This window comes from Aeromicrobium sp. P2_G6, assembly GCF_056403535.1.
In genome coordinates this window covers 406,447-431,205 of the sequence record NZ_JBFUFH010000002.1, presented here as the reverse complement: position 1 = coordinate 431,205, position 24,759 = coordinate 406,447, and the positions used below count along the sequence as shown (strand labels likewise).

Sequence of the window (24,759 nt, the reverse complement as noted above, 5' to 3'; positions counted from 1 at the left end):
TCCTCGCCGAACGGGGTCTTCACTCTTTTCAGGAGGCCGACTGCATGGATCTCGCCCACGCGCTCGCGCTGCTCGACGAGGAGCGACAGGCGGCGCTGGCCCTGCTGGCCACGCTCACTCGCGACTTCACCGGGATCGTCGACGCCTCGGCCGACTCCAACGCGGACGACGAGCACGACCCGGAGGGCTCGACGATCGCGTTCGAACGGTCCCAGGTCGGCGCACTCATCGATCAGGCGAAGCAACGCCTCCTCGAGATCGAGGCTGCCCGGATCCGCGTCGACGAGGGAACGTACGGCCGGTGCGAGGTCTGCGGCGAGCAGATCCCGGACCGGCGGCTCGAGGCGCGACCCGTGGCGCGTACATGTGTGAGGTGCGCGACCGCCTGATATTTCGCGTTAATTACGGTTGACGTCAATGATAATTTGATGTTCACTCAGATTGACATGAAAACACCACGCACCTACACCATGACGAGCCGTGCCGAGGCTGTCGAAGCCACGCGCCGCAGCATCCTGCAGGCGGCGTGGGACCTGCAGAGCCAGAAGCTCTGGGCGTCGATCTCGCTCGACGACATCGCCGAGCTCGCTGGGGTGAGCGTGCAGACCGTGCTGCGTCAGTTCGGCAACCGGACGCAGGTCTTCGAGGCGGCCATGGCGTACGGCGCGGCGGTCGTCACGGAGGAGCGCCGCACGACACCCGGCGACATCGCCGACGCCGTCCGGGTCATCGTCGATCACTACGAGCTGAGGGGCGACGGGGTCATCCTCATGCTCGCCCAGGAACGCGACCACGAGGCGATCGCCAAGGTCACCGAGCACGGCCGCGGACTGCACCGCGACTGGGTGCGCGACGTCTTCGCGCCCCAGCTCGACATGTCGCCGGCCACCGAGCGAGAGGCCCTCATCGACCTCCTCGTCGTGGCGACCGACGTCTACACCTGGAAGCTGCTACGGCGCGACCGGGCCCACAGCCGGGGGGCCACCGAAGAACGCATCAGGCGCCTGCTGGAGGCCATCCTCAGCAGCGCTGTCAAGGAGTCCTGACCATGTCATCGATCCTCTTCACCACCTGGGACGGCGGCGGCAACGTCCCGCCTGCCCTCGCCATCGCCGCTGTCCTTCGGGACCGCGGCCATGACGTACGTTTCCTCGGCCACGCGGTCCAGCGCGATGCGATCACCGCCGAGGGGTTCCTCTTCGACGCGTTCGAGACCGCCGCGCCGTTCTCGTCCGCCGCCGGGAGCCCGCCCGAGGTCGTTGCCGCGACATTCGGCGACCAGGCGATGGGCGCCGACCTCGTCGCGTACGTCGAGCAGCACCCCACGGACCTCGTCGTGATCGACTGCCTGCTGATCGGCGCGCAGCACGCCGCGATGGAGGCCGGCCTGCGCTACGTCAACCTCGAGCACCTCTTCGACGGCTTCCTGCGCACGACGTGGCTCGCGACGATGGGCATGGCGCCGCCGGTCCAGGTCCTCGAGCCGGAACGCTGCTGGGACGCCGCCGCGATGAGCCTGGTGGCGAGCTTCGCCGAGCTCGACACAGCGGAGCGCAACCACGCCGACAACGTGCGCTACAGCGGTCCAGCCGTGACCGGCTCGCTGCGGACCGGCGGTGAGTCCGGCGTGCTGGTCAGCCTGAGCACGTACAACTTCCCTGGCCAGACCCCGGCGATGCAGAACATCCTCGACGCGCTCGCGACGATCGACACCCGGGTCATCGTCACGACCGGCCCGGCCATCGACGCGGCCGAGCTGCGAGTCCCCGACAACGCCGAGGTGCACCGCTACGTCCCGCACGCCGAGCTGATGCCGCAGGTGTCGCTCGTCGTCGGCCACGGCGGTCACGCCACGACGATGGCGGCGCTGGCGAACGACCTCCCGGTCGCGGTCATGCCGATGCACCCGATGCTCGATCAGCCGATGGTCGGACAGGCACTCGAGGCCGCGGGCGCTGGACGACTGCTGAGCAAGGAGGCGGGTCCGGACGACCTGCGGCCGATCCTGGCCGAGCTGCTCGAGGCCGGCCCGCACCACGCGGTCGCCGCGCAGCTGGGCGCGGCAATCCGTGGTGCCCGAGGCGCGGAGACGGGCGCCGACCTGGTCGAAGGCCTGCTCCCACAGAAGACTCCTGCAACCGCAGGGAGGGCCTCGACGGAGCGGCACTGAACCACGTGGATCGGGAACTTCGGCCCCGCCCCGCTAGTTGGGCGGGGCAAGGAGGAATCATCCATGAAGTGTCCGACCGACAACGCCACCCTCGTCATGAGTGAACGTGCCGGCATCGAGATCGACTACTGCCCCGAGTGCCGTGGGGTGTGGCTCGACCGCGGGGAGCTCGACAAGATCCTCGACCGCGCGACCGCCGACGCCCCGGCCACGGCGCCCGCGCAGCCCCAGCAGTACGCGGAGCCGCGCTACGACCAGCCGCGCTACGACAACCGGCAGCAACAGCCGTACCGCAAGAAGAAGAAAGAGCACTGGCTCACTGAGCTGTTTGACTGAGCCAAGCGCCCTTCGCTCGCACAGCTCGCTCCCGGTCGGCCGCGGGCAGCCTCCCTAGGAACCGCGAAGATGGGGTCGTGTGAACCACGTCACGAAATAGCGTCATGGATCCCCCGGTTGGCACTGTCATGAAGATCTTGCTCACCGGGGGAACCGGTTTCATCGGATCAGCCGTGCTCGACCAGCTGGTCGGGTCGGACCATCGCGTCACCGCAGTCGTCCGTAACCAGAAGTCCTCCCTCCAGGTGCAGGACGCCGGCGCCACCGGGATCATCGGTGACCTGTTCGATCCGAAGTGGCTCGCCGCCGAGCTGCGCGGCCACGACGCTGCGATCCACACCGCAGCCGGGAGCGACGGGCGCGACGCCGCCCTCAACGACTCGGTCATCGATGCCGTGATCACCGCTTTCGGCGGCACGACCAAGCCGTTCATCCACACGGGTGGCATCTGGGCCTACGGCAACAATCACGCCATCACCGAGGCGAGCCCGTTCGACTCCCCGGCGCTCACCTCGTGGCGCCCGGCGGGCGAGCAGCGGCTCCTCGAGTCGGGCGTCAAGGCGTCGGTCGTTCAGCCGGGCATCGTGTACGGCTACGGCAAGGGCATCCCGGCGATGATCGCCGGCTCGGCCCAGGGCGGCACGGTGCCGCTCATCGGCACCGGCGAGCAGCGCTGGACGACGGTGCACGTCGACGACCTCGCCGACCTGTACGTCCGTGTGCTCGAGCAGGCGCCGGGCGGCCGGAGCTACATCGGCGCCAGCGGGCACAACCCGACCGTGCGCGAGCTCGGCGAGGCGCTGGGTCACGAGGTTGCGCCCGAGAGCCCCGACGCAACCGTCGAACGGCTTGGCGGGTTCGGCGAGGCGCTCCTGCTCGACCAGCAGGCGTCCGGCACACGGGCCAGGAGCGAGCTCGGCTGGCAGCCGACCCGCCCGAGCCTGGTCGAAGCGCTGCGGGCGGGCTACGGCGAGGCTGCCTGAGCCGGTCGGGCTAGTCCCGGGTGGCCGTGAACAGCAGGTACTCCCACTCCATCGTGCCGGTCTCGGCGTCGAAGTAGCGTCCCGCCAGGTCGGCCAGCTCACGGTCGAGGGCTGCCACCTTGTCAGGCTCTGCCGCGATGTTGCTGTAGACCGCGATCGTCGGGCCGTACGTCCGCTTGAAGAACTCCCGCATGTCCTCCGGCGACCCGAACCGGTCGACCGTCAGGTTCTGCTTGCGTGCGTCGACGCCGGTCACCCGGTCGCCGAGCAGTGAACGTACGTGCGACTCGTCGCCCCACAGCGGTGGCGGCTGAGCTCCCGGAGGTGGCGGCGGGGCGTACGGCTTCATGGTCGCGAACATCTGGCCGATGAAGCCCTCGGGCGTCCAGCTCAGCAGCCCGATGGTGCCACCCGGGCGGCACACGCGCACGAGCTCGTCAGCGCTCGCCTGGTGATGCGGGGCGAACATCACGCCGACACAGGACATCACGACGTCGAACTCACCATCGGCATACGGCAGCGCCTCCGCATCAGCCTCCTGCCAGTCCAGGGTCACGCCTGCCGCGGCGGCGTTCTGCCGGCCGACCTCGAGCAGCGCCGGCGCCAGGTCCGACGCCACGACATCTGCTCCTGTCCGTGCGGCCGGGATCGCAGCATTGCCCGATCCCGCTCCGACGTCCAGCACCCGCTGGCCCGCCTTGATGCCGCAGGCTTCCACCACTGCCGGGCCGGTCGCCGGAATGACCTCGGTTGCCACGGCTGGATAGTCGCCGAGCGACCACAACGCTTTGTGCTTGGTCTTGAGTGCGCGGTCGGCCTCGATCTCCTCGATGTTGCTGCTCATCTGCATCTCCTCGTGATGGCGTTTCCACCAAGAATGCGCCTGAATTCGCAGCAAATCATCCGTTTTCGGACCGGGAACGTCAGTGGCTGCTAGACGGAGCGGTCGATCGACAACACCGGGAACCGCGCCGAGAGCAGGTCGACCAGCGGGCCCAGCAGGACGATCACCAGCAGCGTCCCAGGCCCGACCGCGGCACCACACAGCCAGCCGAGCAGCGCGCCGCCGCCCTGCACGACGCTGTAGCTCCACTTGAACGGGACCGGCGGGTCGAACGCCAGCGCAGCCGCCTCGGTCGGCCCCGCTCCGGCATCGACTGCGAGGTATCCAGCAACCCCGACCGCCAGGACCGGGAACGACAACACCAGCAGCGCCACCCGCACCCACATCGCATCTGGCTCAGCGAAGGCGTCCAGGAGACCCGAGACGACTAGGCCGACGACGAGCGGCTGGGTGATCGTGCCGAGTCCCGGCTTGAGCCCGCGGGCCCACGCCATCGCGACGAGCACGATGCCGACGACGAGGTTGACCACGAAGAACTCCACGTCGAGTGCGATCGAGAGCCCGTTGATCATGGTCGAGTAGCCGTCAGAGCCGAGCGACGCGATGAGCAGCATCGCGACACCGACGCCGAGGATGGCGCAGGACACCACGAGTCGCAGGAGCTGGGACACCACGGACCGATCCTCGCAGGCCCCTGTCATGATCGAGTCATGTGGATCGGTTGGATTGAGTTCGACATCCTGCTGGGCGACGTCCACTCACTCAAGGCCAAGCGCTCGATCGTCCGGCCGCTCGTGGCCGACCTCAGGCGTACGTTCAACGTCGCGGCCGCCGAGACCGGGAGCCTCGACCTGCATCGCCGTGCAGGCGTGGGCGTCAGCCTCGTCGCCGTCGACAGCAGGCACGTGATCGACGTGCTCGACACGGTCGAGAACTTCGTAGCCTGGCGCCCTGAGATCGACCTCTTGTCCGCACGACGCGGCATCAGCAACAGCAACGACGTCTAGGAACCGACATGTACATCCCCCGCTTCAACGTGATGGACGACCCCGCCGACATCCGTGCGTTCGTCGAGTCGATCGGCAGCGCCGAGATCGTGACGGTCGGAGATGACGGCACACCGGTCGCGACGCTGCTTCCCATCCTGTGGAGCGCCGACGGCGGCACGGTGATCGCCCATGTCGCCCGCGCCAACCCGCACTGGCGCCAGATCGAGGACGGATCGCGGTTCTTGGCGATCGTCGCCGGGCCACAGGCGTACATCTCGCCCTCCTGGTACGCCGCCAAGGCCGAGCACGGTCGGGTCGTCCCGACCTGGAACTACTCCGCCGTGCACCTGATCGGGACCGTGCGGGTGCACGACGACCCCGTATGGGTTCGCGAGGCGGTGACGAGCCTGACCGACCACCACGAGCAGCCGCGCGAGCAGCCCTGGGCCGTCACCGACGCACCGGAGACATACGTCGAGAAGAACCTCAAGGCGATCGTCGGGCTGGAGCTGCTGGTCGAGCGCGTCGAGGCCAAGGCCAAGCTGAGCCAGAACAGGTCTGATGCCGACCGCGCAGGCGTCGTGGCCGGCCTGCGTGCCGAGGGCGGCAACCCCGCCGTCGCCGACGCGATGGAAGCCGAGCTCTGACGGGCTGGGTCACTGCTCGAAGCGGTAACCCAGCCCGGCCTCGGTGACGAGATGGCGTGGGCTGGACGGGTCCGTTTCGAGCTTGCGTCGCAACTGGGCGAGATAGACCCGCAAGTAGTTGGTCTGCGACTCGTAGGCCGGACCCCACACCTCGCGAAGCAGGTCGGCGCGAGCCACGAGCGTCCCGCGGCGTCGCACCAAGACCTCCAGCAGGTGCCACTCCGTAGGGGTGAGGCGCACATCGGCTCCGTCCCGCCGAACTCGTGCGGCCGCCAGGTCGATCACCAGCTCGCCGGCCGCGACGACAGGTTCGTCATCACGTGGTGCCGCCCGCCGTGTTGCTGCCCTCAGACGAGCCAGCAGCTCATCGATTCCGAACGGTTTGGAGACATAGTCGTCGGCGCCTGCGTCGAGGGCACCGACCTTGTCGCGCTGACCGTCGCGAGCGGACAACACGATGACCGGCATCTGCGTCCAGGACCGCAACGATCGGATGACCTCCGTCCCGTCCATGTCCGGCAGCCCGAGGTCAAGGACCACGACGTCCGGTCGCGCCGACGACGCATCCCGCAGGGCCGAAGCGCCGTCGCGCGCCACCGTGACGTCATACCCGCGCGTGCGAAGGGTGATGGCCAGCGCGCGGGCGAGTGTCGTGTCGTCCTCGACGAGCAGCACGCGGGTCACGAGGACGCCACTGGAAGTCGTACGGTCACCGTCGTGCCACCGCCGGGCGTCCCGCCGACCTCAACGACGCCGTTCATGGCACTGACCAACCCCGCGACGATCGCCAGACCCAGGCCAGCACCCGAGCCGACTCGGTCCGATCCCGGGCGTGCCACGAACGGCTCAGCGGACCGGGTCGCGGGCAGCCCCGGACCGTGATCGATCACCGCCACCTCGACCAAGTCGGCGGCTGCACGTGCCACGACCTCAATCGCTCCCCCGCCGTGCCGGATCGCGTTGTCCACCAGATTCGCCATCACCCGTTCGAGCAAGGCCTCGTCGGCCGACACCAGAGGCAGCTCGTCGGGGACATCGATCGCCACATCTGGCCGGTCGATCAGGACCCGCGCCACGACCTCGACCAGTGCCACCGGTTCGAGGCGCACCAACAGCGCACCGGCTTCGATCCGGCTCATCGCCAGCAGGTTGTCGATCAACGACGCCAGTCGGTCCACGGAGTCATCCGCCGTTGCCAGCAGGTCGTCCCGATCGTCGTCGGTCCATGCCCCCTCGCCCGACCGCAGGCTGCTGACGGCGGCCTTGATCACGGCCAGTGGCGTACGCAGGTCATGTCCGACGGCAGCCAGCAGGGCTGTACGCACACGGTCCGCCTCGCCGAGCGCAGCGGCACGTGATGCCTCACGCTCGAGGACCTGCTCATGCCACGCCCGTTCGCTGGCATCTGCCAACGAGCGCAGCAGCCGCAGGTCGTCGGCGAACGAGGGCGCCCCCCACGTCTGCAGCGTCGCACCGCCGGCTGTCGCGATGCTGTGCGTCGGCTCGGAGCCGTGCCGGACTCCGACCGCCACAGCATCGACAGGCTCGTCCGACGGCGTGAAGACCACGCCATCGAGGTCGAACAGCTGCATCGTCTCGGTCAGCACCGCTTCGACGGATGTGGCACCCACCCTCGAGCGGGCCAGCCGCGACATGACCTCGGTCTCGGCAGATCGACGCGCCGCCAAGGCTTGCGACCGAGCTCCTGCCTCGACGACCAGGCTGACGAGGATGGCCACCACGACGAACACGACGAGCTGGGCCAGCGCGTCCCCACGGTCGACCGAGAGGGTGTTGAACGGCTGGGTCAGGAACCAGTTGGCGAGCAGGAAGGAGATGAACGCGGCGGTCAAGGCCGGGCCCAGACCACCGATCACGGCAATCCCGACCACCAGCAGGAGGTATGCCGGTAGCACCGCGCCGAGGTCGGCGTCCCCGCGCCACGGAAGCAGGATCAGCGTGAACACGATCGGCCCGGCCACTGACCCGACCAGGCCGGCTCGGCGACGACGGACGCCCAGACCGGAGACGACCGGCGGAAGACCGCTTTGCTCCATGCCGTCAGCGTCCCACAGGGACGTGCTGTGGGCGGTCGAGCTGCCAGGGGACGTTCGTCACCATGACGCCGGGCTCGAACAACAGCCGTGCCTTGAGCCGCAACGCGCTCTGGTTGTGCAGCAAGTTCTCCCACCAGCGACCCACGACATACTCCGGGATGAAGACTGCCACGACGTCTCGCGGGCTCTCGCGGTGCAGCCCGCGGATGTGGGCCAGCACGGGATGGGTGAGATCGCGGAACGGCGCATCGAGGATCGTCAGCGGCACGGGTATCTCGCGGGCCTCCCACGCCGCGACGAGCGCCTCGGTCTCCTCGGTGGACGTCCGCGCCGTGACCGCGGTCAGTGTGCTCGGATCGGTCGCCCGCGCGAAGGCAAGCGCGCGGAGCGTCGGCATCTGGAGGTTGGACACCAGGACGATCGCGTGGACCCGGCTCGGCAACGGCACTCCGCCCGGACCGGCCGTCAACTCCCGGGCCACCCGGTCATAGTGGCGGCGGACTGCAGTCATCATGGCGAACACCAGAGGCATCGCGATGACGACGATCCAGGCCCCGTGGGTGAACTTGGTGATCAGCACGATGACCAGGACGAGCATCGTCGTCGCCGCACCGAGCGCGTTGATGCCGAGCGAGCGAACCAGCCGGCGTCGATCGGCCGGTGCCGTGACCGAGGGACGCAGCGTCAGCCAGTGCCGGACCATTCCAGCCTGGCTCAGGGTGAACGAGGCGAAGACGCCGATGATGTAGAGCTGGATCAGCCGTGTGGTGTTGGCGTCGAAGAACCACAGCAGCGCGATCGACAGCCCGGCCAGGATCACGACGCCGTTCGAGAACACCAGGCGGTCGCCGCGGCGGGACATCTGGCGGGGGAGGAAGCCATCCTTCGCCAGGATCGAGGCCAGGATCGGGAAGCCGTTGAAGGCCGTGTTCGCCGCCATGATCAGGACCGCCGCCGTGAACGCCTGCACGGCATAGAACCCGAGGGAGTCCAGGCCGAACACGGCACCCGCAACCTGGGCGATGACGGTCTTCTGCGCATATCCGTGGGGCGCTCCGACGAGCTGGGACGAGTCGGCCGCGACATGGACCTTGGTGATCAGGGCGAGCGCGGTGATCCCGACGAAGATCACGATCGTCAGGCCACCCATGATCGCCAGTGTCGCGGCGGCATTGCGGCTCGAGGGTTTCCGGAAGCTCGGCACCCCGTTGCTGACGGCCTCCACGCCGGTCAGTGCGGTGCACCCGGATGCGAACGCGCGCAGAAGCAGCAGCGCCAGCAACAGTCCGGAGAACTCGCCGGTCGACTGCACCGTGATGCCGGCCGACTCCGCTCGGGGCGCAGCACCCGTTGCAGTCGACCAGAGCCCGACCGCGATCATCACGAACATGCAGGCGATGAAGCCGTATGTCGGGACGGCGAAGTACGTGCCGGATTCCTTGACCCCTCTGAGGTTCATCAGCGCCAGCACTGCGACGAACCCTGATGCGATCAGCACGGCATGTGGGCCGAGGGTTGGGAATGCCGAGACGATGTTCGACACCCCGGCGGCGACCGAGACGGCCACGGTGAGCACGTAGTCGACGAGCAGCGCACTGGCGGCGACGAGAGACGCGTTGCGCCCGAGATTGTCACGGCTCACTGTGTAAGCGCCTCCGCCGTTCGGGTAGGCGCGACACGTCTCCCGGTAGGACAGGACGACGATCGCCAGGAGCGCCACGACGGCGAGAGCGACCCAGGGCGACAGGTGCAGGAGCGCCAGCCCGCCGAGGCTCAGCACGAGCAGGATCTCCTCCGTGGCATACGCATTGGACGAGAGCGGGTCGCTGCAGAAGACGGGAAGGGCGAGCCACTTCGGCAGCAAGGTCTCCTCCATGCGCGCGGAGCTGAGCGGGCGGCCGACGAGCAGGCGTTTGGTGATGGCTGTGTTCACAGAATCATCGAACCGCCGAGATCCGTGATCCGGCCTTTCCTTGACGGAACCTTGACGTGTGATCCCCGCCCTAGGCGCTCACCTGGACTGATGGACATACTGGGAGAAGTTTTGTCCTCGACAGACTCTGCCGAAAAGAAAGATGAACCGCGTGCGCAATCCCCGAGCATTCCTTCGCCCCCTGGCCGTGGGTGCCCCCACCCCTGCGGCGGACATCCCGTTCCGCCCGAGCCGGATGATCCACTTCTTCGACCCCAGCAACGAGAAGATGCAGGCGAAGGTCCCGGAGATCGCGGCCAAGGTCGACATCATCCTCGGCAACCTCGAGGACGCCATCAAGACCGAGAACAAGGAAGCCGCGCGTCAGGGCCTCGTCGACATCGCGAAGAAGACCGACTTCGGTCAGACCCAGCTGTGGACCCGCATCAACAGCCTCGACTCGCCGTGGGCGCTGGACGACCTCATCACGCTGGTGACCGAGATCGGCGACAAGCTCGACGTCATCATGGTCCCGAAGGTCGAGGGCGCCCAGGACATCCACTACATCGACCGGCTGCTCGCGCAGCTCGAGGCACGCGCCGGCCTGACGAAGCCGATCCTGGTGCACGCGATCCTCGAGACCGCCGAGGGCGTGACCAACGTCGAGGAGATCGCCGGCGCCAGCCCGCGCATGCAGGGCATCTCGCTCGGACCCGCTGACCTCGCCGCGAGCCGCCGCATGAAGACCACGAGGGTCGGCGGCGGACACCCCGGCTACCTGGTGCGCGAGGACCCGAAGGGCGACGACCTCTACCAGGGCCGCACGACGTACCAGCAGGACTTGTGGCACTACACGATCGCGCGGATGGTCGACGCGTGCGCGGCCAACGACATCCTCCCGTTCTACGGTCCGTTCGGTGACATCAAGGACGTCGTGGCGTGCGAGGACCAGTTCCGCAACGCCTTCCTGCTCGGCTGCGTCGGCGCCTGGAGCCTGCACCCCGTCCAGATCGACATCGCCCGCAAGGTCTTCTCCCCCGATCCGGCCGACGTGGCCCACGCCAAGGAGGTCGTCGAGGCCATGGGCGACGGCTCGGGCGCCGTCATGATCAACGGCAAGATGGAGGACGACGCCTCCTGCAAGCAGTGCCAGGTCATGCTCGATCTCGCCAAGGCCCTCGCCGAGCGCGATCCCGAGCTCGCCGCCGCCTACGACCTCTAGGAGCTCCCATGACTGACAATCTCCTGCGGCCTCGCCGCTCGGTCCTCTACATGCCCGGCGCGAACGAGCGAGCGCTCGAGAAGGCCAAGACCATCGACGCCGACGCGTTGATCCTCGACCTCGAGGACGCCGTCTCCCCTGACGCCAAGCCCGAAGCGCGTGACCGGGTGTGTGCGGCGGTGACGTCCGGCGAGTACGGCCACCGTGAGCTGGCGATCCGCGTCAACGGCATCGGCACCGAGTGGCACGACGCCGACATCGCGGCCGCCGCCAAGGCCGGACCCGATGCCGTGCTCGTACCCAAGGTCAACTCTGCTGCTGAGGTCCTGCAGCTGGTCGCCGAGCTGGAGCAGGCGGGCGCACCTGACACCACTGCCCTCTGGGCGATGGTCGAGACGCCGATCGCGCTCCTCCAGGCGAGTGAGATCGCCGCTGCTCATGACCGGCTCACGGTGATCGTCATGGGCACCAACGACGTGGTCAACGAGACGTACGGCCTGCACGTGCCAGGCCGCAACCCGGTCGTGCTGACGTCCCTCTCGATCGCACTCCTTGCGGCCCGAGCCGCCGGCAAGGTCATCCTCGACGGCGTCTACAACGACGTGAAGAACCTCGAAGGCTTCGATGCCGAGGCGCGCCAGGGCCGCGAGATGGGCTTCGACGGCAAGACCCTGATCCACCCGAGCCAGGTCGAGCCGGCCAATGCGATCTTCGGCCCCTCAGCCGACGAGGTCGAGCACGCCAAGGCGATGATCTCGACCTTCGAGGAGGCCAAGGCTGCAGGTCAGGGCGTCGTCACGTTCAACGGCCGCATGGTCGAGGAGCTCCACGTACACGATGCGCGACGTATCCTCGCGCTCGACGAGGCCATCACCGCGCGCTGAGCCCCCACGCAGACGAGCGGCGAGCGGGGATCACTCCCCACTCGCCGCTCCTCATCTGTCGTCACGCTCAGCGGATGCTGCGCAAGCGGATCTCGTTCTGGATCGCGATGTTCTGCTTCTGGACCTTGCGACGCTGTCGCACGCTCTCAAGGAGCACAGCACGGTCGATCTCGGACATCTCATCCCAGGCGCGCTTGCGGCCCTTGCGGGGGTTGAGGATTCCCACGGCCTTCACCCCCTCTCCATCTGATCCTGTCGTCGGGTGGAGATCGGTCGGGTTCTGTGCGGGCATGAGTCGTGTTTCGGGCTTCGTAGTCATAGCGCGCCTCCTTTCTGGAAGGTCGGATGGGTGGAATAGGTGTTCGGACAAAGAAAAAACCGCCTCAGATCTAGGATCCGAAGCGGCAGAAGGGCCAACTGGTGTGGGCTACTTCAGGTGCACTGCTTCGGAGGTCGGACCGGCAAAAGACGCGACGGCATCGCGCCACGTACGGGCGAGAGTCGGGTTGTTGAGCTTCTTCATGGGTCCACCTCCTTCTACAGTTCGAGCCCCTTGCGGAGCAGTTTGAGAAACGTATCGCATCCGGGGACAGGTTGTAAAACATCCGGCGTGTCGCAGTCCTCCAAAGCGTGTTTGGTCGACCGCGACACTCCATGACTGCACTCCACCGGACAGCAGTGAACCCCGGCTGAACTCAGCGCGGCGGTCGGGTCAACGATGGTTGAGGTGCGGAGGCCGCCCGCGGCCGCAGCCTCGAAACCATCTGGGTGACGTTGCGTCGTCGTCTCACGAGGTTCCGACTAGCCGGCGGCTTCGCCGCGCTTCGACTCAACCTGACTTCGCGCGCGCTCGCAGAGCTCGCTTGGTTGTCGCGTCGCGTCGTCGTCTCACGAGGTTTCGACTAGCTGGCGGCTTCGCCGCGCTTCGGCTCAACCTGATTGAACGCCGCTCGCAGGGCTCGCTTGGTTCAATCAAATTCCAGGCGTTCGTCGATCTCGTCCCTGGAGTACCCGCTCGCGTACAGCAGGTCGGCCGCCAACGAACGAACCTGCGCGGCGATCGAGGCGCTGTTCATCGTCATGGCGTCCGGCAGCGCGGCCGAGGCCATCCTGGCTGCCTCGACGAGCTCCTGACGTGCGTGGTCGAAGTCCTCGTGCTCGGAGAGGTCGTCGGCGAAGATGCCGATCGCGTGCGCCAGCGCATCGATCGCCAGGTCCATGTCCGGCGGCACGACCTCGCCGTGGCGCAACAGGGCCGAGGTCTTGCGGGCCAGCACCCGGGCGTCTCGGATAGCGTTGTCGAGGTCGCGGACCGTGGCGACGTACGTCTGCACGTGGTCACGTTGCTTCCAGCGCATCGGCGACATGCGGGCGATCTCGCTGACGTTGGCCGCGGTCGACGTCATCGACTCGACCTGCGGCTGCATCGAACGCGCCTCGGCGAGAGCGACGTCGGCAAGCGCCGCATCCACCGTGCGGAGCGCCTGCGCCGTGCGGCTGAGGACACCGGCGAGTCGCCTCAGGAACCCCTGAACCTCGCGGTCGATGTCGCGGATCGGGTTGCGCGGGATCAGCAGCACCATCGCGAGGCCCACCGCCCCGCCGACCAGGGCATCCAGGAAGCGGGTCACCGCCGGGTTGCCGGAGCCTGCGACCGGGATGACCGCTGCGAGCAGCACCGAGGAGGTGGCGGCTTGGGTCAACGCGAGGCCCTTGAGCCCGAGGAGCGTCCCGGTCAGGACCGTCAGCGTCACGATCAGCGCCATCTGCCACGTGCCCCGACCGATGCCGAGGATCAGCAGCTCCCCCACCAGCACGCCGAGGGACACGCCGACCACCAGCTCGTACGACGTGCGGCCCCGGAGTCCCGCGCCGGAGATCAGCACGATGATGCACGCGATCGGGGCGAAGAAGGCCTGCCGGTGGTCGAGGACCTGGGTCGCGACGAAGTACGCAATCGCAGTGCCGAGGCTCAGCCGCAGCAGCGTGCGCCAGCGGCGGCGCAGCACGTAGAGCCGGTCCTGCAGCGTCTCGGCGGGCTTGCGCAGCCGGAGGCGACGCAGGGGGATGTCGCGCGCCGGGCTCATGAGTCAGAACGACGCATGAACGTACGCCACATGGTCAGCGCACGAGCCGGCGGATGACGATGATCCCGGCCACGACCGCGACCGTGCCACCGACCAGCGGGACGATCGTGCCGAGCTTGGGAGAACCCGTCTCGTCGATGAATCGGGAGCGCAGGTTGTAGAGACTCCGGCGGGCGATGTTGCGAGGGTTGGTGCGGTCGATCAGCGCGTCGACGGTGTCCGCCAGTCGCTCGCGGATCTCATCGATCTCGTCGACCATCTCGTCGGGTTTCGCCTTCGCCACGTCGTGCCTCGCTCATCTGGGTCTGCGGAGGGTGCAAGCCACTCACCTGCACACATACGTCAGGATAGTGCCCATGACGACGCGCCTGCAGCCCGGAGACAAGGCACCCGACTTCACGCTCACGAATGACGCCGGTGATGAGGTCACGCTCTCGCACCTCAAGGACCAGAAGGTCATCGTCTACTTCTACCCCGCAGCCATGACGCCGGGATGCACCAAGCAGGCCTGCGACTTCAGCGACTCGATCGATCGCCTGCAGGCCGAGGGCTACACCGTGCTGGGCATCTCACCGGACAAGCCCGAAAAGCTTGCCAAGTTCCGTGAGCGCGACGGATTGACGATCACGTTGCTGTCGGACCCGTCGAAGGAGGTCTTGCAGGAGTGGGGCGCGTTCGGCGAGAAGAAGCTCTACGGCAAGGTCGTCGAAGGTGTCATCCGGTCGACGTTCGTCGTCGAGGACGGCACGATTGCCCTGGCCCAGTACAACGTCAAGGCGACAGGCCACGTGGCCAAGCTCCGCAGGGACCTCGGCCTCGACTAGGAACCATGTCGGTGCCTCCGCCTAACGTCGAAACATGGGGATGGCACGCAAGTACACACGGGACATTCTGACGCCGCTCGTGGCTCAGGCGACCTCGGTGGCGGGGGTGCTTCGATTACTCGGTCTGCGAGAAGACGGCGGCACCCACACACATATCAGCCGCACAATCAAGAAGTTCGACCTCGACACCTCGCATTTCACTCGCTACCCGCCTGGTGCGCGCCGAATCCGGTTGTCGCCCGAACAGGTCCTCGTGCGCCAGACGGACCGAAGCAGACGTCAAAAGCCCGCCCTCCTCCGGCGAGCGCTACTTGAGTCAGGTGTCCCGTACATCTGTGCGACGTGCCACAACGACGGCACCTGGCTTGGATTGCCACTGACACTCGATGTCGATCACATCGATGGCGACTTCCACAACAATCAGAGGGTCAATCTGCGCTTCCTCTGCCCGAACTGCCACCGTCAGACTCCAAATTTCGCCGGTCGTAGTCGAGGGAGATTCAGTTCAACGGAACACCACTGACCCGACTAGGATCGGTCGCGCAAGCCGATGTGGTGGAACTGGTAGACACGCGGCACTTAGGATGCCGTGTCTTCGGACGTGCAGGTTCAAGTCCTGTCATCGGCACTCGCGCAGTTCGCGCATTCCCTGTCATCGGCACTGGCGCAGTTCGCGCATTCCCGGCGCCCTTCGCATTGCGAGCGTGTGCGACGGAGCCAAGGCTCGCAGTCGCATCTCACCTGTGCGTGACCACGGAGCCACGCGGCACTGAGGATGCCGTGTCTTCGGACGTGCAGGTTCAAGTCCTGTCATCGGCACCGATTTCTCTGGGATTCCCGGGGTTTCGCCTGCCTCCGGAGGGGTATCTGCGCTGGACGGTTCCCACAGTGGGGGCCACTAGAGGGAGGGATCCCCTATGCCGAACGTCGTCACACCGTTCAGCCGCAAGCGCCACGCCGACACCCGGAAGGCGACCCCCCACCCACGCCACCGGCGTGACGGGTACTTCGACGAGCAGGACCACTGGCACGACTCGTCGGAGACGACGGCCTCCGACGACACGCACGCCAAAGGCTGATCGCGCCTCACCTGCCGCGCGACTCCAGCAGCATCGTCGTGGCGTGCGCCAGGTGTTCGCGGACAGCTTCTTCGCCGACGCGTTGGACAGCGTCGAGGTAGTCACGGTGCTCGGTGCACAGCAGCGCACCGTCGTACTGCGAGCGCAGCTGTCGGAGGAACAACAGCATCTCGGTGTCGAGCCGCTCGTATGCCTGGCTGATCCGCGGACTGCCGGCCGACCCCACCAGCGCCCGATGGAACGCCGAGTGCGCCTGTTCCGGTGACGGGTCGGTGGCCAACTTGTCGACCGCCGCGGCCAGAGGCGCGATCAGGTCGTCGGGCCACGAGTCGCCGTGCTCGACCCGGATCAGCCGGACCGCCTCGGACTCGAGTGCCGTTCGCAGCTGCTGGAGCGCGACGACGTCTGCATCCGTGAACGACGTGATGCGGACACCCCGGAATGCCTCCGACACCAGGAGCCGATCGGCGACGAGGCGTTCGAGGGCGCGGCGCACCGTGTGCCGCGACATGTCGTACTCCTCGGACAACGCCTCCTCGCGCAGAGGCGCGCCGGGCTCGAGCTCGCCGGACAACACCCGGCGCCGCAGCTCGTCGGCGAGTCGATCGGCGCCCGTCCCACGCTTGCTCATGCCGCAGCCTCCTCAAGAAGCCCACGCTTGCTCATGCCGCCACCGGCTGGACTCGGCGACCTGGCACCGCCAGCAGCGCGACCCCGGCGAGCAGTACCACGAGCCCGATCCAGCCGGGCGCCGACAGGTGTTCATCGAGCAGCACGAGGCCGAGGAGGGACGCCGTCATGGGCTCGACCAGCGTGAGCGTCGAGACCGTCGAGGCCTTGAGACTCTGCAGACCGATCGCGAAGAGGACGTACGCGAGGGCGACGGTCGCGCCAGCCAGCCAGGCGACCATCGCCAGCCCTGAGGCCGTGCGGAGCCACGACAGGTCGACGAGCAGGAGGAAGGGGGCACCCATCAGCGCCCCTGTGCCGAAGAGGCTGCCGATCGCCGTGGGGGCGCTCGCACCGTCCTCGAGGAGTCGCTTGGCGGCGATCGCGTAGACCGCGTACGACAGCGCCGCTCCGAGCGACCCGGCGATCCCGGCGAGGCTGATGCCCGCATCGGTCCGGTCGAACAGGCCGCCGAGCAGAGCCACCCCGATCACCGCGCACCCCGTGGCCACGAACCACGGCCGCGACGGCAGTCTCCGCGTGAGGAGCCACTCGAGCAGTCCGGTCATCGCGGGCGCCGCGCCGAGCGCGACGACGGTGCCGACGGCCACGCCGTTGAGCCGGACACCGGCGAAGAATGCCGGCTGATACGTCAGGACGGCCGCGCCACCCAGCAGTACGACGCCGAGTTGCAGCTGCCGCGTCGGTGCGCGTGCGCCTGACCGGTCCGCCACCCGCCACGCAACCAGCGCAAGCAACGAGCCGCCGGCGACGATTCGCATCAACCCGACAGATGTGGCCGATGCATCGTCCGGACCGTATGCCTGGGCTGTCCCTGTCGTGGCGAAGCACACGGCAGCGGCAACGACGAACAGAGCAGGGCGCACGTCATATTGTTACACAATCTGGCGCATCAGGTCAGGGCGTGAGCTTCGGCAGGCCCTTCTTGAGGCCCCGGGACAGCGCCTTGCCGACCAGCGGAGCCATCCCCGGAATCGGCATGTCGAAGCCGATCGTGTAGTCCAGCGTCGTGCCGCCATCGGCGGTCGGCGTGAGTTTCTGGACTCCCCAGTGACCGCGGAGCGGGCCACCCTTGCTGATCTTGTACTCGATCAGCGAGTGGGGCTCAGCCTTCGTGGTCGTCTCCTCGAATTCCGGCATCGGCCCGATCTTCAGCGCACGTGTCGACCCGGGCCCGTTGCGCGACGTGTCGCCGTCGCAGATGCGAGTGATCCTGGCACCGAACACCGGGCCAAGGTTCTCGTGCTCCGACAGCTTCTCGAAGACGGTGGCGGGATCGGACGTGTACGTGTGCGTGACGTGGACGCGCTGGGGTGAGGCCATGGAGCCAGAGTCTAGGGTGAATGCTCATGGAGCGGCAGTGCATTCTCTCGGGTCGCCGATGAGCCGTTCGGAGCTGCAGCAGCCGGTCAGCGCCGGGATCATCGCGATGATCGTGGGCTACACGAGCTCGTTCGCCGTCGTCCTCACCGGCTTGTCGGCAGTCGGCGCCGACCGGCACGAGGCGGCTTCCGGGCTGCTCGCCCTGTGCGTGACCCAGGCTGCCGGCGTCATGTGGCTGAGCCGCCGCCACCGGATGCCGATCATCCTGGCCTGGTCGACTCCCGGCGCCGCGTTGCTCGCCGGCATGAGCACGGTCGACGGAGGCTGGCCGGCGGCGGTCGGCGCGTTCATGCTGGCCGGCGCGGCATACGTCCTCACGGGATTCTGGCCGGCTCTCGGCCGGCTGATCGCGCGCATCCCGGCTCCGATCGCGCAGGCGATGCTTGCCGGCGTCGTGCTCAAGCTGTGCCTCGCACCGGTCGAGAGCCTGGTCGACAACCCGGGCGCCATCGTGCCGATCGTCCTGGTGTGGCTCATCGGCGTACGCCTGGCGCCGCGCTGGGCCGTGCCGGCCGCATTCCTGGCCGCCGGCGTGGTGATCGGCATCGACATGCTGCGTCGCGGCGAAGGCATCGCGTCGTCGTCCCTGGTTCCGGAGCTCTCGCTGACCTGGCCGTCGCTGACCTGGGAGGCGGTGGTCGGCATCGCGGTGCCGCTCTACATCGTCACGATGGCGTCCCAGAACGTCCCGGGTGTCGCGATCATGAAGTCGCTCGGATATCGCGTGCCGTGGCGGGACGCGATCGTGACCGCTGGCGTCGCCACGATCGTCGGGGCACCCGCGGGCGCCCACTCGACCAACCTCGCCGCGATCAGCGCCGCGCTCGCGGCAGGGCCCGACGCCGGTCCCGACAAGAGCCGGCGGTGGATCGCGTCGCAGTCGGCCGGGTGGACGTACCTCGTGCTGGCTGCCGCCTCCGCCGCACTGGCGGCACTCGTCGCAGTCGCACCCGTCGGCGTCATAGCGACGGTCGCCGGCCTGGCGCTGCTAGGCACGCTCGCAGACTCCCTCGAGGGCTCGATGTCGCAGCGCAAGGGGCGCGAGGCCGCGGTCGTCACGTTCCTCGTCGCCGCGTCGGGCATCACCGCGTACGGCGTCGGGTCCGCGGCCTGGGCGATCGTCGCCGGACTCGTGGTGCACGCCGTGCTGGACTGGACCCCGAAGAGGCGTGGCTGACGTGTTCCGAATCCTGTTCTACGAGCCCCGCATCGCCGGCAACACCGGCGCGGCGATCCGGCTGGCCGCCGTCACGGGCGCCGAGCTGCACCTCGTCGAACCGCTGGGCTTCGACCTCGAGGAGTCCAAGCTCAAGCGGGCCGGGCTCGACTACCACGACCTCGCCGTCGTCTCGGTCCACGCAGATCTCGACGCCGCTCTCGATGCCATCGGCCCGGCCCGCGTCTTCGCGTTCACAGCCGGGGGCGACGAGCTCTACACCGACGTGGCGTACGAGCCGGGCGACGTGTTGATGTTCGGTCCCGAGCCGACCGGCCTGCCGGCCGATGTGCTCGAAGACCCTCGCGTGACGGCGCGCGTACGCCTGCCCATGCTGCCGGGCCGGCGCTCGATGAACCTCGCCAACACGGCCTCGGTTGCGGTGTTCGAAGCGTGGCGCCAGCAGGGTTTCACCCTCCCGGAGTAGTCCATCGAGTCAGGCTTTCATGAACCGTTCGGATGAAGTTTGATGACTTTTGGATGGACTTCAGCCATTTGGTCAAGGCGGACAACAAATCCGACTTAGAGTGGCGCTCTCAGCATCAAGAAAGCGCACTGAATGACCATTCCCAGGGTGATCACCCGCCGATCCGTTGTCCTCGCCACCTTGGCCGCGTTGTTGATCGCCCCCTTCATCGCCTGGCAGGGCGCAACGGGTGATGAGCGCGTCACGGTCTCGCGCATCGCGCCACGCGGCATCGTCGTGGTCGGCGACTCGATCACCGCCCGCTACAACGACGATCCCGGCGATGAGCGGCAGGGCTGGTGGAGCATCACGGGCGACCACTTCCACGCGCAGGTCACCCGGTATGCGCAGTCCGGCTCCGGCTATCTCCGCCCCGGACACGCCTGCACGGGAAACACGTTCATCGATCGCCCCGACGCGTACGCCGGACCGGCTCCGTCACTCCTCATCGTCGAGGGCGGCCGCAACGACTGGGCGGCGTGCGAGGACGGTGGCTTCGTCGATGCGCCGAACGACATGATCGAGCACGCCGTCGACCGCTACCTCGACACCCTGCAGACGTTCCTGCCGAAGTCGACCCGCATCGTCGTGCTGGGTCCGCCGTGGGGCCCGCTCGACCCCGCGAACGGGGCACGGGTCACGGCGATCATCCGGGCGCAGGCCAAGCAGCACGGCATCCAGTTCGTCAGCACGCGCGGCGCCCTGACCGCCGACCGGGTGATCGACGGTGTCCACCCCAATCGCCAGGGCAGTCTGGCCATCGCACGGCGGGTCATCGCCGCGCTCGACAAGACGTCCTAAGTCAGGGCGGCGACCACTGCGGGAGCGATCGCGGTGAGCGCCTTGCCACGGTGGCTGATGCGGTCCTTCTCAGCAGCCGGCAGCTCGGCCGTCGAGACGTCGTAGCCGTCGGCGGCGAACAGCGGGTCGTAGCCGAAGCCACCGGCACCCTGCTCTCCCCGGAGGATGCGGCCGGGCATCTCACCGAGCTCGATCACCTCGGTCCCGTCCGGCGTGCACAGCGCGACGGCACAGCGGAACTGCGCGGTGCGCCGTTCGTCCGGCACGTCCGACAGCTGGCTGAGCAGCAAAGCGTTGTTGGCGGCATCTCCCCCGGCGTCCTTGGCCACACCGGACCACCGTGCCGAGAGCACACCCGGCATGCCGTTGAGGGCGTCGACGCACAGGCCCGAGTCGTCGGCCAGCGACGGCAGTCCGGTCGCCTTGAGGCAGGCTCGCGCCTTGATCAGCGCATTGCCCTCGAAGGTCGGCTCGGTCTCGGCCGGCTCGTCGTACGGCGTGACATCGGCGAGGCCGTACACCTCAATGCCCGGCACGAGCGGCTCAAGGATCCTGCGCAGCTCGGCCAGCTTCTTGGCGTTGTTGGACGCCAGGACGACCGCTTTTCCGGGGTCCCCGGGAAAGCGCGGCCGCGTGTCGACGTGCCGGTCTCGAGCGCTGCCGGGGCGGCCGCGGTTTTCTGGGGTGGATTGGGTCATGAACCGAGGGCGTCGTTCTGCAGCTTGGTCAGGTCGGCGCAGCCCTTGGCGGCGAGCTCGAGCAGGGCGTCGAGCTCGGGCTTGTCGAACGGCGCGCCCTCGGCGGTGCCCTGCACCTCGATGAACTTGCCACTGCCGGTCATCACGACGTTCATGTCGGTCTCGGCGCGGACGTCCTCGACATACGGGAGGTCGAGCAGCGGGACTCCGTCGATGATGCCCACGCTGATCGCGGCGATCGACTCGACGAGCGGCTCACCGATCAGCGCGCCCTTGGACCGGAGGTGCTCGACGGCGTCGGCCAGCGCGACATAGGCGCCGGTGATCGCCGCCGTGCGGGTGCCGCCGTCGGCCTGGAGCACGTCGCAGTCGATCGTGATGGTGTTCTCGCCGAGCGCCTTGTAGTCGATCGCGGCGCGGAGCGAGCGCCCCACGAGGCGCGAGATCTCGTGCGTACGCCCACCGACGCGACCCTTGACCGACTCACGCGGCGATCGGTCGTGCGTCGCCTGCGGCAGCATCGCGTACTCGGCGGTGACCCAGCCCAGGCCGGAGCCCTTGCGCCAGCGCGGCACGCCTTCGCTGGCGCTGGCGGCGCACAGCACCTTGGTCTTGCCGAACTCGATGAGGCAGGAGCCCTGCGCGTGGTCGAGCCAGTTGCGGGTGATGGTCACGGGTCGGAGCTGATCGGCACTGCGGCCATCTTCGCGGGTCATGCCGCGAGCCTATCCATCAAAGCTGACAGGTGGAGCCGGCGGTCACCAGCTCGTAGGGGCCGTTCCACGTCGTCTTGACGTCCGACTCGACCTCGGCGCGATCGGTCCACGCGGGTATGTGCGTCACGAGCAGGCGGCCCACGCCGGCACGGGTCGCGTAGTCACCGGCTTCAGCACCCGTCAGGTGAAGGTTGGGCGGGTTGTCGGCGGACTCGACGAACGACGCCTCGCACAGGAACAGGTCGGCGCCGCCGGCGAGGTCGACGAGTGACTCCGTCGGGCCGGTGTCACCGGAGTAGACGAGCGAGTGCGCCTCGGTGGCGACGCGGATGGAGTAGGCAGGCACGGGGTGGTCGACCAGGATCGAGGTGACCGTGAACGGCCCGAGCTCGACCGTGCCGCCGTCCTGCCAGTCGCGGAAGTCGAACTGCTCGCTCATGCCAACCGGGTCCTTGATGCCGTAGGCCGTGGCGAGGTAGTCCCCCGCCCCGGCCGGCGCCAGCACCGGGATGCGGTCGAGCGCGCCGTCGGGGTGGTACTTGCTGACGACGTAGAAACCCGAGAGGTCGAAGCAGTGGTCGGCGTGCAGGTGCGAGATCACGATGGCATCAATGTCGCGGAGGTCGCAGGCACGCTGCAGGTTGCCGAGCGCGCCCGAACCCAGATCGATGACCAGCCGGTAGGTGCGGCCCTCGAACGGCGCCTCGACGAGATAACAGCTCGCCGGCGAGTCGGGGCTGGGGAACGAACCGGCGCAGCCGATCACGGTGAGCTTCATGTGGCACCGACCCAGGAGAACTGGCGGGCCGACTCGACCTCGGGTCCGAGGAACCGGCGGGCGAGCGCCGTGAACTCCTCAGGGCGGCCGGTCGTCAGGAAGAAGTGCTCCGGCTCCGGCAGCGCGAGGTCACGCTCGAGGCCTTCACGGACCAGCAGCGCGTACACATCCTTGGCGGTCTCCTCGGCGCTCGAGACCAGCGTGACGCCGTCGCCCATGACGTACGACAGCACGCCCGTGAGCAGGGGGTAGTGGGTGCAGCCGAGCACGAGCGTGTCGACCTCGAGGTCGATCAGCGGGCGAAGGTAGCCCTCGGCGGCCGCGAGCAGCTCGGGGCCGCTCGTGATGCCGGCCTCGACGAGGTCGACGAATGCGGGGCACGCCTGGGTGTGCAACGTGATGCCCGGGTTGGCTGCGAAGGCGTCGTCGTACGCCTGGGAGGTCGCAGTCGCCTCGGTGCAGATCACGCCGATCGAGCCGTTGCGCGTGGCGCTGACCGCCCGCCGAGTGGCCGGCACGATGACCTCGACGACCGGTACGTCGTAGCGCTCGCGGGCGTCGCGCAGCACCGCGGCGCTGGCGGAGTTGCATGCGATGACCAGGGCCTTGACGCCCTGGGCGACGAGGTGGTCGAGGCACTCCAGGGCGTACTCGCGCACCTCGGAGATGGGTTTGGGGCCGTACGGCTGGCGGGCGGTGTCGCCCAGGTAGAGCACCGGTTCGTGCGGCAGCTGGTCGAGAACGGCGCGGGCGACGGTCAAGCCGCCGAAGCCGGAGTCGAAGATGCCGATCGGTGAATTGCTCACAACCGAAAAGCGTACGGGTGTCGCGTGTTACGACAAAGTGAACAGGCCGCAGATCACACGTGATCCTCGGCTCCCCCGCTCATCGGAGCTAGAGCGGGAGCTTGGGTTGTGGCGGGGCGTGCGCCGGGTCGACGCCGTCGAACAGCGACGAGACGGACTCGCCGGCGTGGATGCGGGCGATCGCCTCGGCGAACAGGCCGGCGATGGAACGCACCTGGAGCTCGGGCCAGTCAGCCGGCGGCGGCACGGTGTCGGTCGTGACGACCTCGGTGATGGAGGGGTGGTTGCGGAGCCGCTCGACCGCCTTGCCGGTGAAGAGGCCGTGCGTGCAGGCAACCGACGCCTCGGTGCACCCTTCCTCCTCCAGCTTGTTCATGAGCTCGATGATCGACCCGCCGGTGGCGATCTCGTCGTCGAGCACGATCGCCGTCTTGCCGGCGACGTCACCGACGATCGCGTCGATCACGACCTTGTCGTCGGCCTGGCGCTGCTTGCTGCCGGCTGCGACCGGTACGCCGAGGAGGCGGGCGAACAGCGACGCGGTCTTGGCGTTGCCGAGGTCGGGCGAGACGACGACGGTGTTGGCGAGGTCGCGGTTGCGGTAGTAGTCGGCGAGCTCGCCGATCGCGGTGAGGTGGTCGACCGGGACGCTGAAGAACCCATGCACCTGCGGCGCGTGCAGCGTCATGGTGACGACCCGGTCCGCACCGGCGGTCGTCAGCATGTCGGCGACGAGACGGCCACCGATCGAGATGCGGGAGGCGTCCTTCTTGTCCGACCGGGCGTAGGCGTAGTGCGGGATGACCGCTGTGACGGAGTCAGCGCTCGCACCGCGGGCCGCGTCGATCATGAGCAGCAGCTCCATCAGGTGGTCCTGCGTCGGCGGGACCAGCGGCTGGATGATGAAGACGTCCTTCTTGCGGCAGTTGGCGAGCAGCTGCACCTGGAGGCAGTCGTTGCTGAAGCGGATCGTGTCGGACGCCGACAACGGCTGGCCGAGCTCGGAACAGATCTTCTCGGCGAGGGGTCGATGAGCGCTTCCGGAGAACACCACGATCTGGCTCACGGGACGAGGCTAACCGACGGGGTGGCGTTGCGATACGACCTCGGCGATTTGTGACGATTTGCACCCCTCCGCGACCGCAGACACGTGCAGATCGTCACGAATCGA

General features: G+C 68.1%; 31 protein-coding genes and 1 tRNA gene. 16 read left to right on the top strand and 16 right to left on the bottom strand.

Going from position 1 to position 24,759, the window contains the following annotated elements; genetic code table 11:
* The first annotated feature begins 44 nt into the window (after window positions 1-44).
* From AC1DVU_RS08645 to AC1DVU_RS08625, 5 genes are all read left to right on the top strand, one after another.
* Window positions 45-389: a TraR/DksA family transcriptional regulator gene (locus tag AC1DVU_RS08645; RefSeq protein WP_476922031.1), complete on the top strand. Its 345-nt coding sequence runs from the start codon at window positions 45-47 to the stop codon at window positions 387-389.
* Window positions 390-446: 57 nt separating this feature from the next.
* Window positions 447-1,046 carry a TetR/AcrR family transcriptional regulator gene (locus tag AC1DVU_RS08640; RefSeq protein WP_476922030.1) on the top strand — a complete coding sequence of 200 codons (600 nt, stop codon included), beginning with the start codon at window positions 447-449 and terminating at the stop codon, window positions 1,044-1,046.
* Window positions 1,047-1,048: 2 nt separating this feature from the next.
* Window positions 1,049-2,170 (top strand): glycosyltransferase, encoded by a 1,122-nt coding sequence (locus AC1DVU_RS08635; RefSeq protein ID WP_476922029.1) that lies wholly within the window; start codon window positions 1,049-1,051, stop codon window positions 2,168-2,170.
* A gap of 63 nt (window positions 2,171-2,233) precedes the next feature.
* Window positions 2,234-2,506 carry a TFIIB-type zinc ribbon-containing protein gene (locus AC1DVU_RS08630; RefSeq protein WP_476922028.1) on the top strand — a complete coding sequence of 91 codons (273 nt, stop codon included), beginning with the start codon at window positions 2,234-2,236 and terminating at the stop codon, window positions 2,504-2,506.
* A 128-nt stretch (window positions 2,507-2,634) separates the two neighbouring features.
* Window positions 2,635-3,489, top strand: a complete 855-nt coding sequence (locus AC1DVU_RS08625) for an NAD-dependent epimerase/dehydratase family protein (protein WP_476922027.1) — start codon at window positions 2,635-2,637, stop codon at window positions 3,487-3,489.
* A 10-nt stretch (window positions 3,490-3,499) separates the two neighbouring features.
* On the opposite strand, the gene AC1DVU_RS08620 is transcribed toward AC1DVU_RS08625, so the two are convergent.
* Window positions 3,500-4,333, bottom strand: a complete 834-nt coding sequence (locus tag AC1DVU_RS08620; RefSeq protein WP_476922026.1) for a class I SAM-dependent methyltransferase — start codon at window positions 4,331-4,333, stop codon at window positions 3,500-3,502.
* A gap of 89 nt (window positions 4,334-4,422) precedes the next feature.
* Complete coding sequence (locus tag AC1DVU_RS08615) at window positions 4,423-5,007, bottom strand: DUF6198 family protein (protein WP_476922025.1); 585 nt, start codon at window positions 5,005-5,007, stop codon at window positions 4,423-4,425.
* Window positions 5,008-5,043: 36 nt separating this feature from the next.
* On the opposite strand from AC1DVU_RS08615, the gene AC1DVU_RS08610 reads away from it, so the two are divergent.
* Both AC1DVU_RS08610 and AC1DVU_RS08605 read left to right on the top strand, forming a co-directional pair.
* Entirely contained in the window at window positions 5,044-5,340 is a 297-nt protein-coding gene (locus AC1DVU_RS08610; RefSeq protein WP_476922024.1) for a DUF503 domain-containing protein, read from the top strand.
* An 8-nt stretch (window positions 5,341-5,348) separates the two neighbouring features.
* Window positions 5,349-5,969: an FMN-binding negative transcriptional regulator gene (locus AC1DVU_RS08605; protein WP_476922023.1), complete on the top strand. Its 621-nt coding sequence runs from the start codon at window positions 5,349-5,351 to the stop codon at window positions 5,967-5,969.
* Between the two features lie 9 nt (window positions 5,970-5,978).
* Here AC1DVU_RS08605 and AC1DVU_RS08600 read toward each other — a convergent pair whose 3' ends face one another.
* Genes AC1DVU_RS08600 through AC1DVU_RS08590 form a run of 3 tightly spaced genes read right to left on the bottom strand, consistent with a single transcriptional unit; the run spans window position 5,979 to window position 9,959 of the window.
* Complete coding sequence (locus AC1DVU_RS08600) at window positions 5,979-6,653, bottom strand: response regulator (protein WP_476922022.1); 675 nt, start codon at window positions 6,651-6,653, stop codon at window positions 5,979-5,981.
* Window positions 6,650-8,026, bottom strand: coding sequence for a sensor histidine kinase (locus AC1DVU_RS08595; RefSeq protein ID WP_476922021.1), 1,377 nt, complete (start codon window positions 8,024-8,026; stop codon window positions 6,650-6,652). Before AC1DVU_RS08595 ends, AC1DVU_RS08600 begins: the two co-directional genes overlap by 4 nt.
* Window positions 8,027-8,030: 4 nt before the next feature.
* Window positions 8,031-9,959, bottom strand: coding sequence for an APC family permease (locus AC1DVU_RS08590; RefSeq protein WP_476922020.1), 1,929 nt, complete (start codon window positions 9,957-9,959; stop codon window positions 8,031-8,033).
* 151 nt (window positions 9,960-10,110) lie between these two features.
* Between AC1DVU_RS08590 and AC1DVU_RS08585 the strand changes: the two genes are divergently transcribed.
* Window positions 10,111-11,160 carry an HpcH/HpaI aldolase/citrate lyase family protein gene (locus tag AC1DVU_RS08585; RefSeq protein ID WP_476922019.1) on the top strand — a complete coding sequence of 350 codons (1,050 nt, stop codon included), beginning with the start codon at window positions 10,111-10,113 and terminating at the stop codon, window positions 11,158-11,160.
* 8 nt (window positions 11,161-11,168) lie between these two features.
* A complete protein-coding gene (locus AC1DVU_RS08580; RefSeq protein WP_476922018.1) occupies window positions 11,169-12,044 on the top strand; it encodes an HpcH/HpaI aldolase/citrate lyase family protein in 876 nt (291 codons plus the stop codon).
* 67 nt (window positions 12,045-12,111) lie between these two features.
* Here AC1DVU_RS08580 and AC1DVU_RS08575 read toward each other — a convergent pair whose 3' ends face one another.
* The 3 genes from AC1DVU_RS08575 to AC1DVU_RS08565 form a co-directional block, all read right to left on the bottom strand.
* Window positions 12,112-12,279, bottom strand: a complete 168-nt coding sequence (locus AC1DVU_RS08575) for a hypothetical protein (protein ID WP_476922017.1) — start codon at window positions 12,277-12,279, stop codon at window positions 12,112-12,114.
* Between the two features lie 733 nt (window positions 12,280-13,012).
* Window positions 13,013-14,131, bottom strand: coding sequence for an FUSC family protein (locus AC1DVU_RS08570; protein WP_476922016.1), 1,119 nt, complete (start codon window positions 14,129-14,131; stop codon window positions 13,013-13,015).
* Window positions 14,132-14,165: 34 nt separating this feature from the next.
* Window positions 14,166-14,414, bottom strand: coding sequence for a DUF3618 domain-containing protein (locus tag AC1DVU_RS08565; protein WP_476922015.1), 249 nt, complete (start codon window positions 14,412-14,414; stop codon window positions 14,166-14,168).
* Window positions 14,415-14,487: 73 nt separating this feature from the next.
* Here AC1DVU_RS08565 and bcp point away from each other — a divergent pair, with 73 nt between their 5' ends.
* From bcp to AC1DVU_RS08545, 4 genes are all read left to right on the top strand, one after another.
* Window positions 14,488-14,955: a thioredoxin-dependent thiol peroxidase gene (bcp, locus tag AC1DVU_RS08560; RefSeq protein ID WP_476922014.1), complete on the top strand. Its 468-nt coding sequence runs from the start codon at window positions 14,488-14,490 to the stop codon at window positions 14,953-14,955.
* A gap of 34 nt (window positions 14,956-14,989) precedes the next feature.
* Window positions 14,990-15,478 carry an HNH endonuclease signature motif containing protein gene (locus AC1DVU_RS08555; RefSeq protein WP_476922013.1) on the top strand — a complete coding sequence of 163 codons (489 nt, stop codon included), beginning with the start codon at window positions 14,990-14,992 and terminating at the stop codon, window positions 15,476-15,478.
* A gap of 23 nt (window positions 15,479-15,501) precedes the next feature.
* Window positions 15,502-15,583, top strand: a tRNA-Leu gene (locus AC1DVU_RS08550).
* 289 nt (window positions 15,584-15,872) lie between these two features.
* On the top strand, window positions 15,873-16,034 hold the full coding sequence (locus tag AC1DVU_RS08545) for a hypothetical protein (RefSeq protein WP_476922012.1): 162 nt from the start codon (window positions 15,873-15,875) through the stop codon (window positions 16,032-16,034).
* Window positions 16,035-16,041: 7 nt separating this feature from the next.
* Here the strand turns inward: AC1DVU_RS08545 and AC1DVU_RS08540 are convergent, their stop codons facing one another.
* From AC1DVU_RS08540 to AC1DVU_RS08530, 3 genes are read right to left on the bottom strand one after another with little or no spacing between them, the layout of a single operon-like run.
* Complete coding sequence (locus AC1DVU_RS08540) at window positions 16,042-16,665, bottom strand: GntR family transcriptional regulator (RefSeq protein WP_476922011.1); 624 nt, start codon at window positions 16,663-16,665, stop codon at window positions 16,042-16,044.
* Window positions 16,666-16,696: 31 nt separating this feature from the next.
* Window positions 16,697-17,590 carry a DMT family transporter gene (locus AC1DVU_RS08535; RefSeq protein ID WP_476922010.1) on the bottom strand — a complete coding sequence of 298 codons (894 nt, stop codon included), beginning with the start codon at window positions 17,588-17,590 and terminating at the stop codon, window positions 16,697-16,699.
* Window positions 17,591-17,621: 31 nt separating this feature from the next.
* The gene (locus AC1DVU_RS08530) at window positions 17,622-18,047 is read right to left on the bottom strand and encodes an SRPBCC family protein (RefSeq protein WP_476922009.1); all 426 of its coding nucleotides are present in this window, start codon (window positions 18,045-18,047) and stop codon (window positions 17,622-17,624) included.
* Window positions 18,048-18,105: 58 nt separating this feature from the next.
* On the opposite strand from AC1DVU_RS08530, the gene AC1DVU_RS08525 reads away from it, so the two are divergent.
* The 3 genes from AC1DVU_RS08525 (at window position 18,106) to AC1DVU_RS08515 (ending at window position 20,590) form a co-directional block, all read left to right on the top strand.
* Window positions 18,106-19,284: a benzoate/H(+) symporter BenE family transporter gene (locus tag AC1DVU_RS08525; protein WP_476922008.1), complete on the top strand. Its 1,179-nt coding sequence runs from the start codon at window positions 18,106-18,108 to the stop codon at window positions 19,282-19,284.
* Window position 19,285: 1 nt separating this feature from the next.
* Window positions 19,286-19,750, top strand: a complete 465-nt coding sequence (locus tag AC1DVU_RS08520) for a tRNA (cytidine(34)-2'-O)-methyltransferase (RefSeq protein WP_476922007.1) — start codon at window positions 19,286-19,288, stop codon at window positions 19,748-19,750.
* A gap of 132 nt (window positions 19,751-19,882) precedes the next feature.
* Complete coding sequence (locus AC1DVU_RS08515) at window positions 19,883-20,590, top strand: SGNH/GDSL hydrolase family protein (protein WP_476922006.1); 708 nt, start codon at window positions 19,883-19,885, stop codon at window positions 20,588-20,590.
* Here AC1DVU_RS08515 and rdgB read toward each other — a convergent pair.
* The 5 genes from rdgB to AC1DVU_RS08490 all read right to left on the bottom strand — a co-directional run bounded on the left by rdgB (window position 20,587) and on the right by AC1DVU_RS08490 (window position 24,654).
* Complete coding sequence (gene rdgB / locus AC1DVU_RS08510; RefSeq protein WP_476922005.1) at window positions 20,587-21,288, bottom strand: RdgB/HAM1 family non-canonical purine NTP pyrophosphatase; 702 nt, start codon at window positions 21,286-21,288, stop codon at window positions 20,587-20,589. The two genes, AC1DVU_RS08515 and rdgB, sit on opposite strands and share 4 nt — an antisense overlap.
* Window positions 21,285-22,004, bottom strand: a complete 720-nt coding sequence (gene rph / locus AC1DVU_RS08505; protein WP_476922004.1) for a ribonuclease PH — start codon at window positions 22,002-22,004, stop codon at window positions 21,285-21,287. The genes rdgB and rph overlap by 4 nt, the downstream gene beginning before the upstream one ends.
* A gap of 16 nt (window positions 22,005-22,020) precedes the next feature.
* Window positions 22,021-22,782 carry an MBL fold metallo-hydrolase gene (locus AC1DVU_RS08500; protein WP_476922003.1) on the bottom strand — a complete coding sequence of 254 codons (762 nt, stop codon included), beginning with the start codon at window positions 22,780-22,782 and terminating at the stop codon, window positions 22,021-22,023.
* Window positions 22,779-23,588: a glutamate racemase gene (gene murI / locus AC1DVU_RS08495; RefSeq protein ID WP_476922002.1), complete on the bottom strand. Its 810-nt coding sequence runs from the start codon at window positions 23,586-23,588 to the stop codon at window positions 22,779-22,781. The genes AC1DVU_RS08500 and murI overlap by 4 nt, the downstream gene beginning before the upstream one ends.
* Before the next feature lie 88 nt (window positions 23,589-23,676).
* Entirely contained in the window at window positions 23,677-24,654 is a 978-nt protein-coding gene (locus tag AC1DVU_RS08490; RefSeq protein WP_476922001.1) for a ribose-phosphate diphosphokinase, read from the bottom strand.
* Window positions 24,655-24,759: the final 105 nt, after the last annotated feature.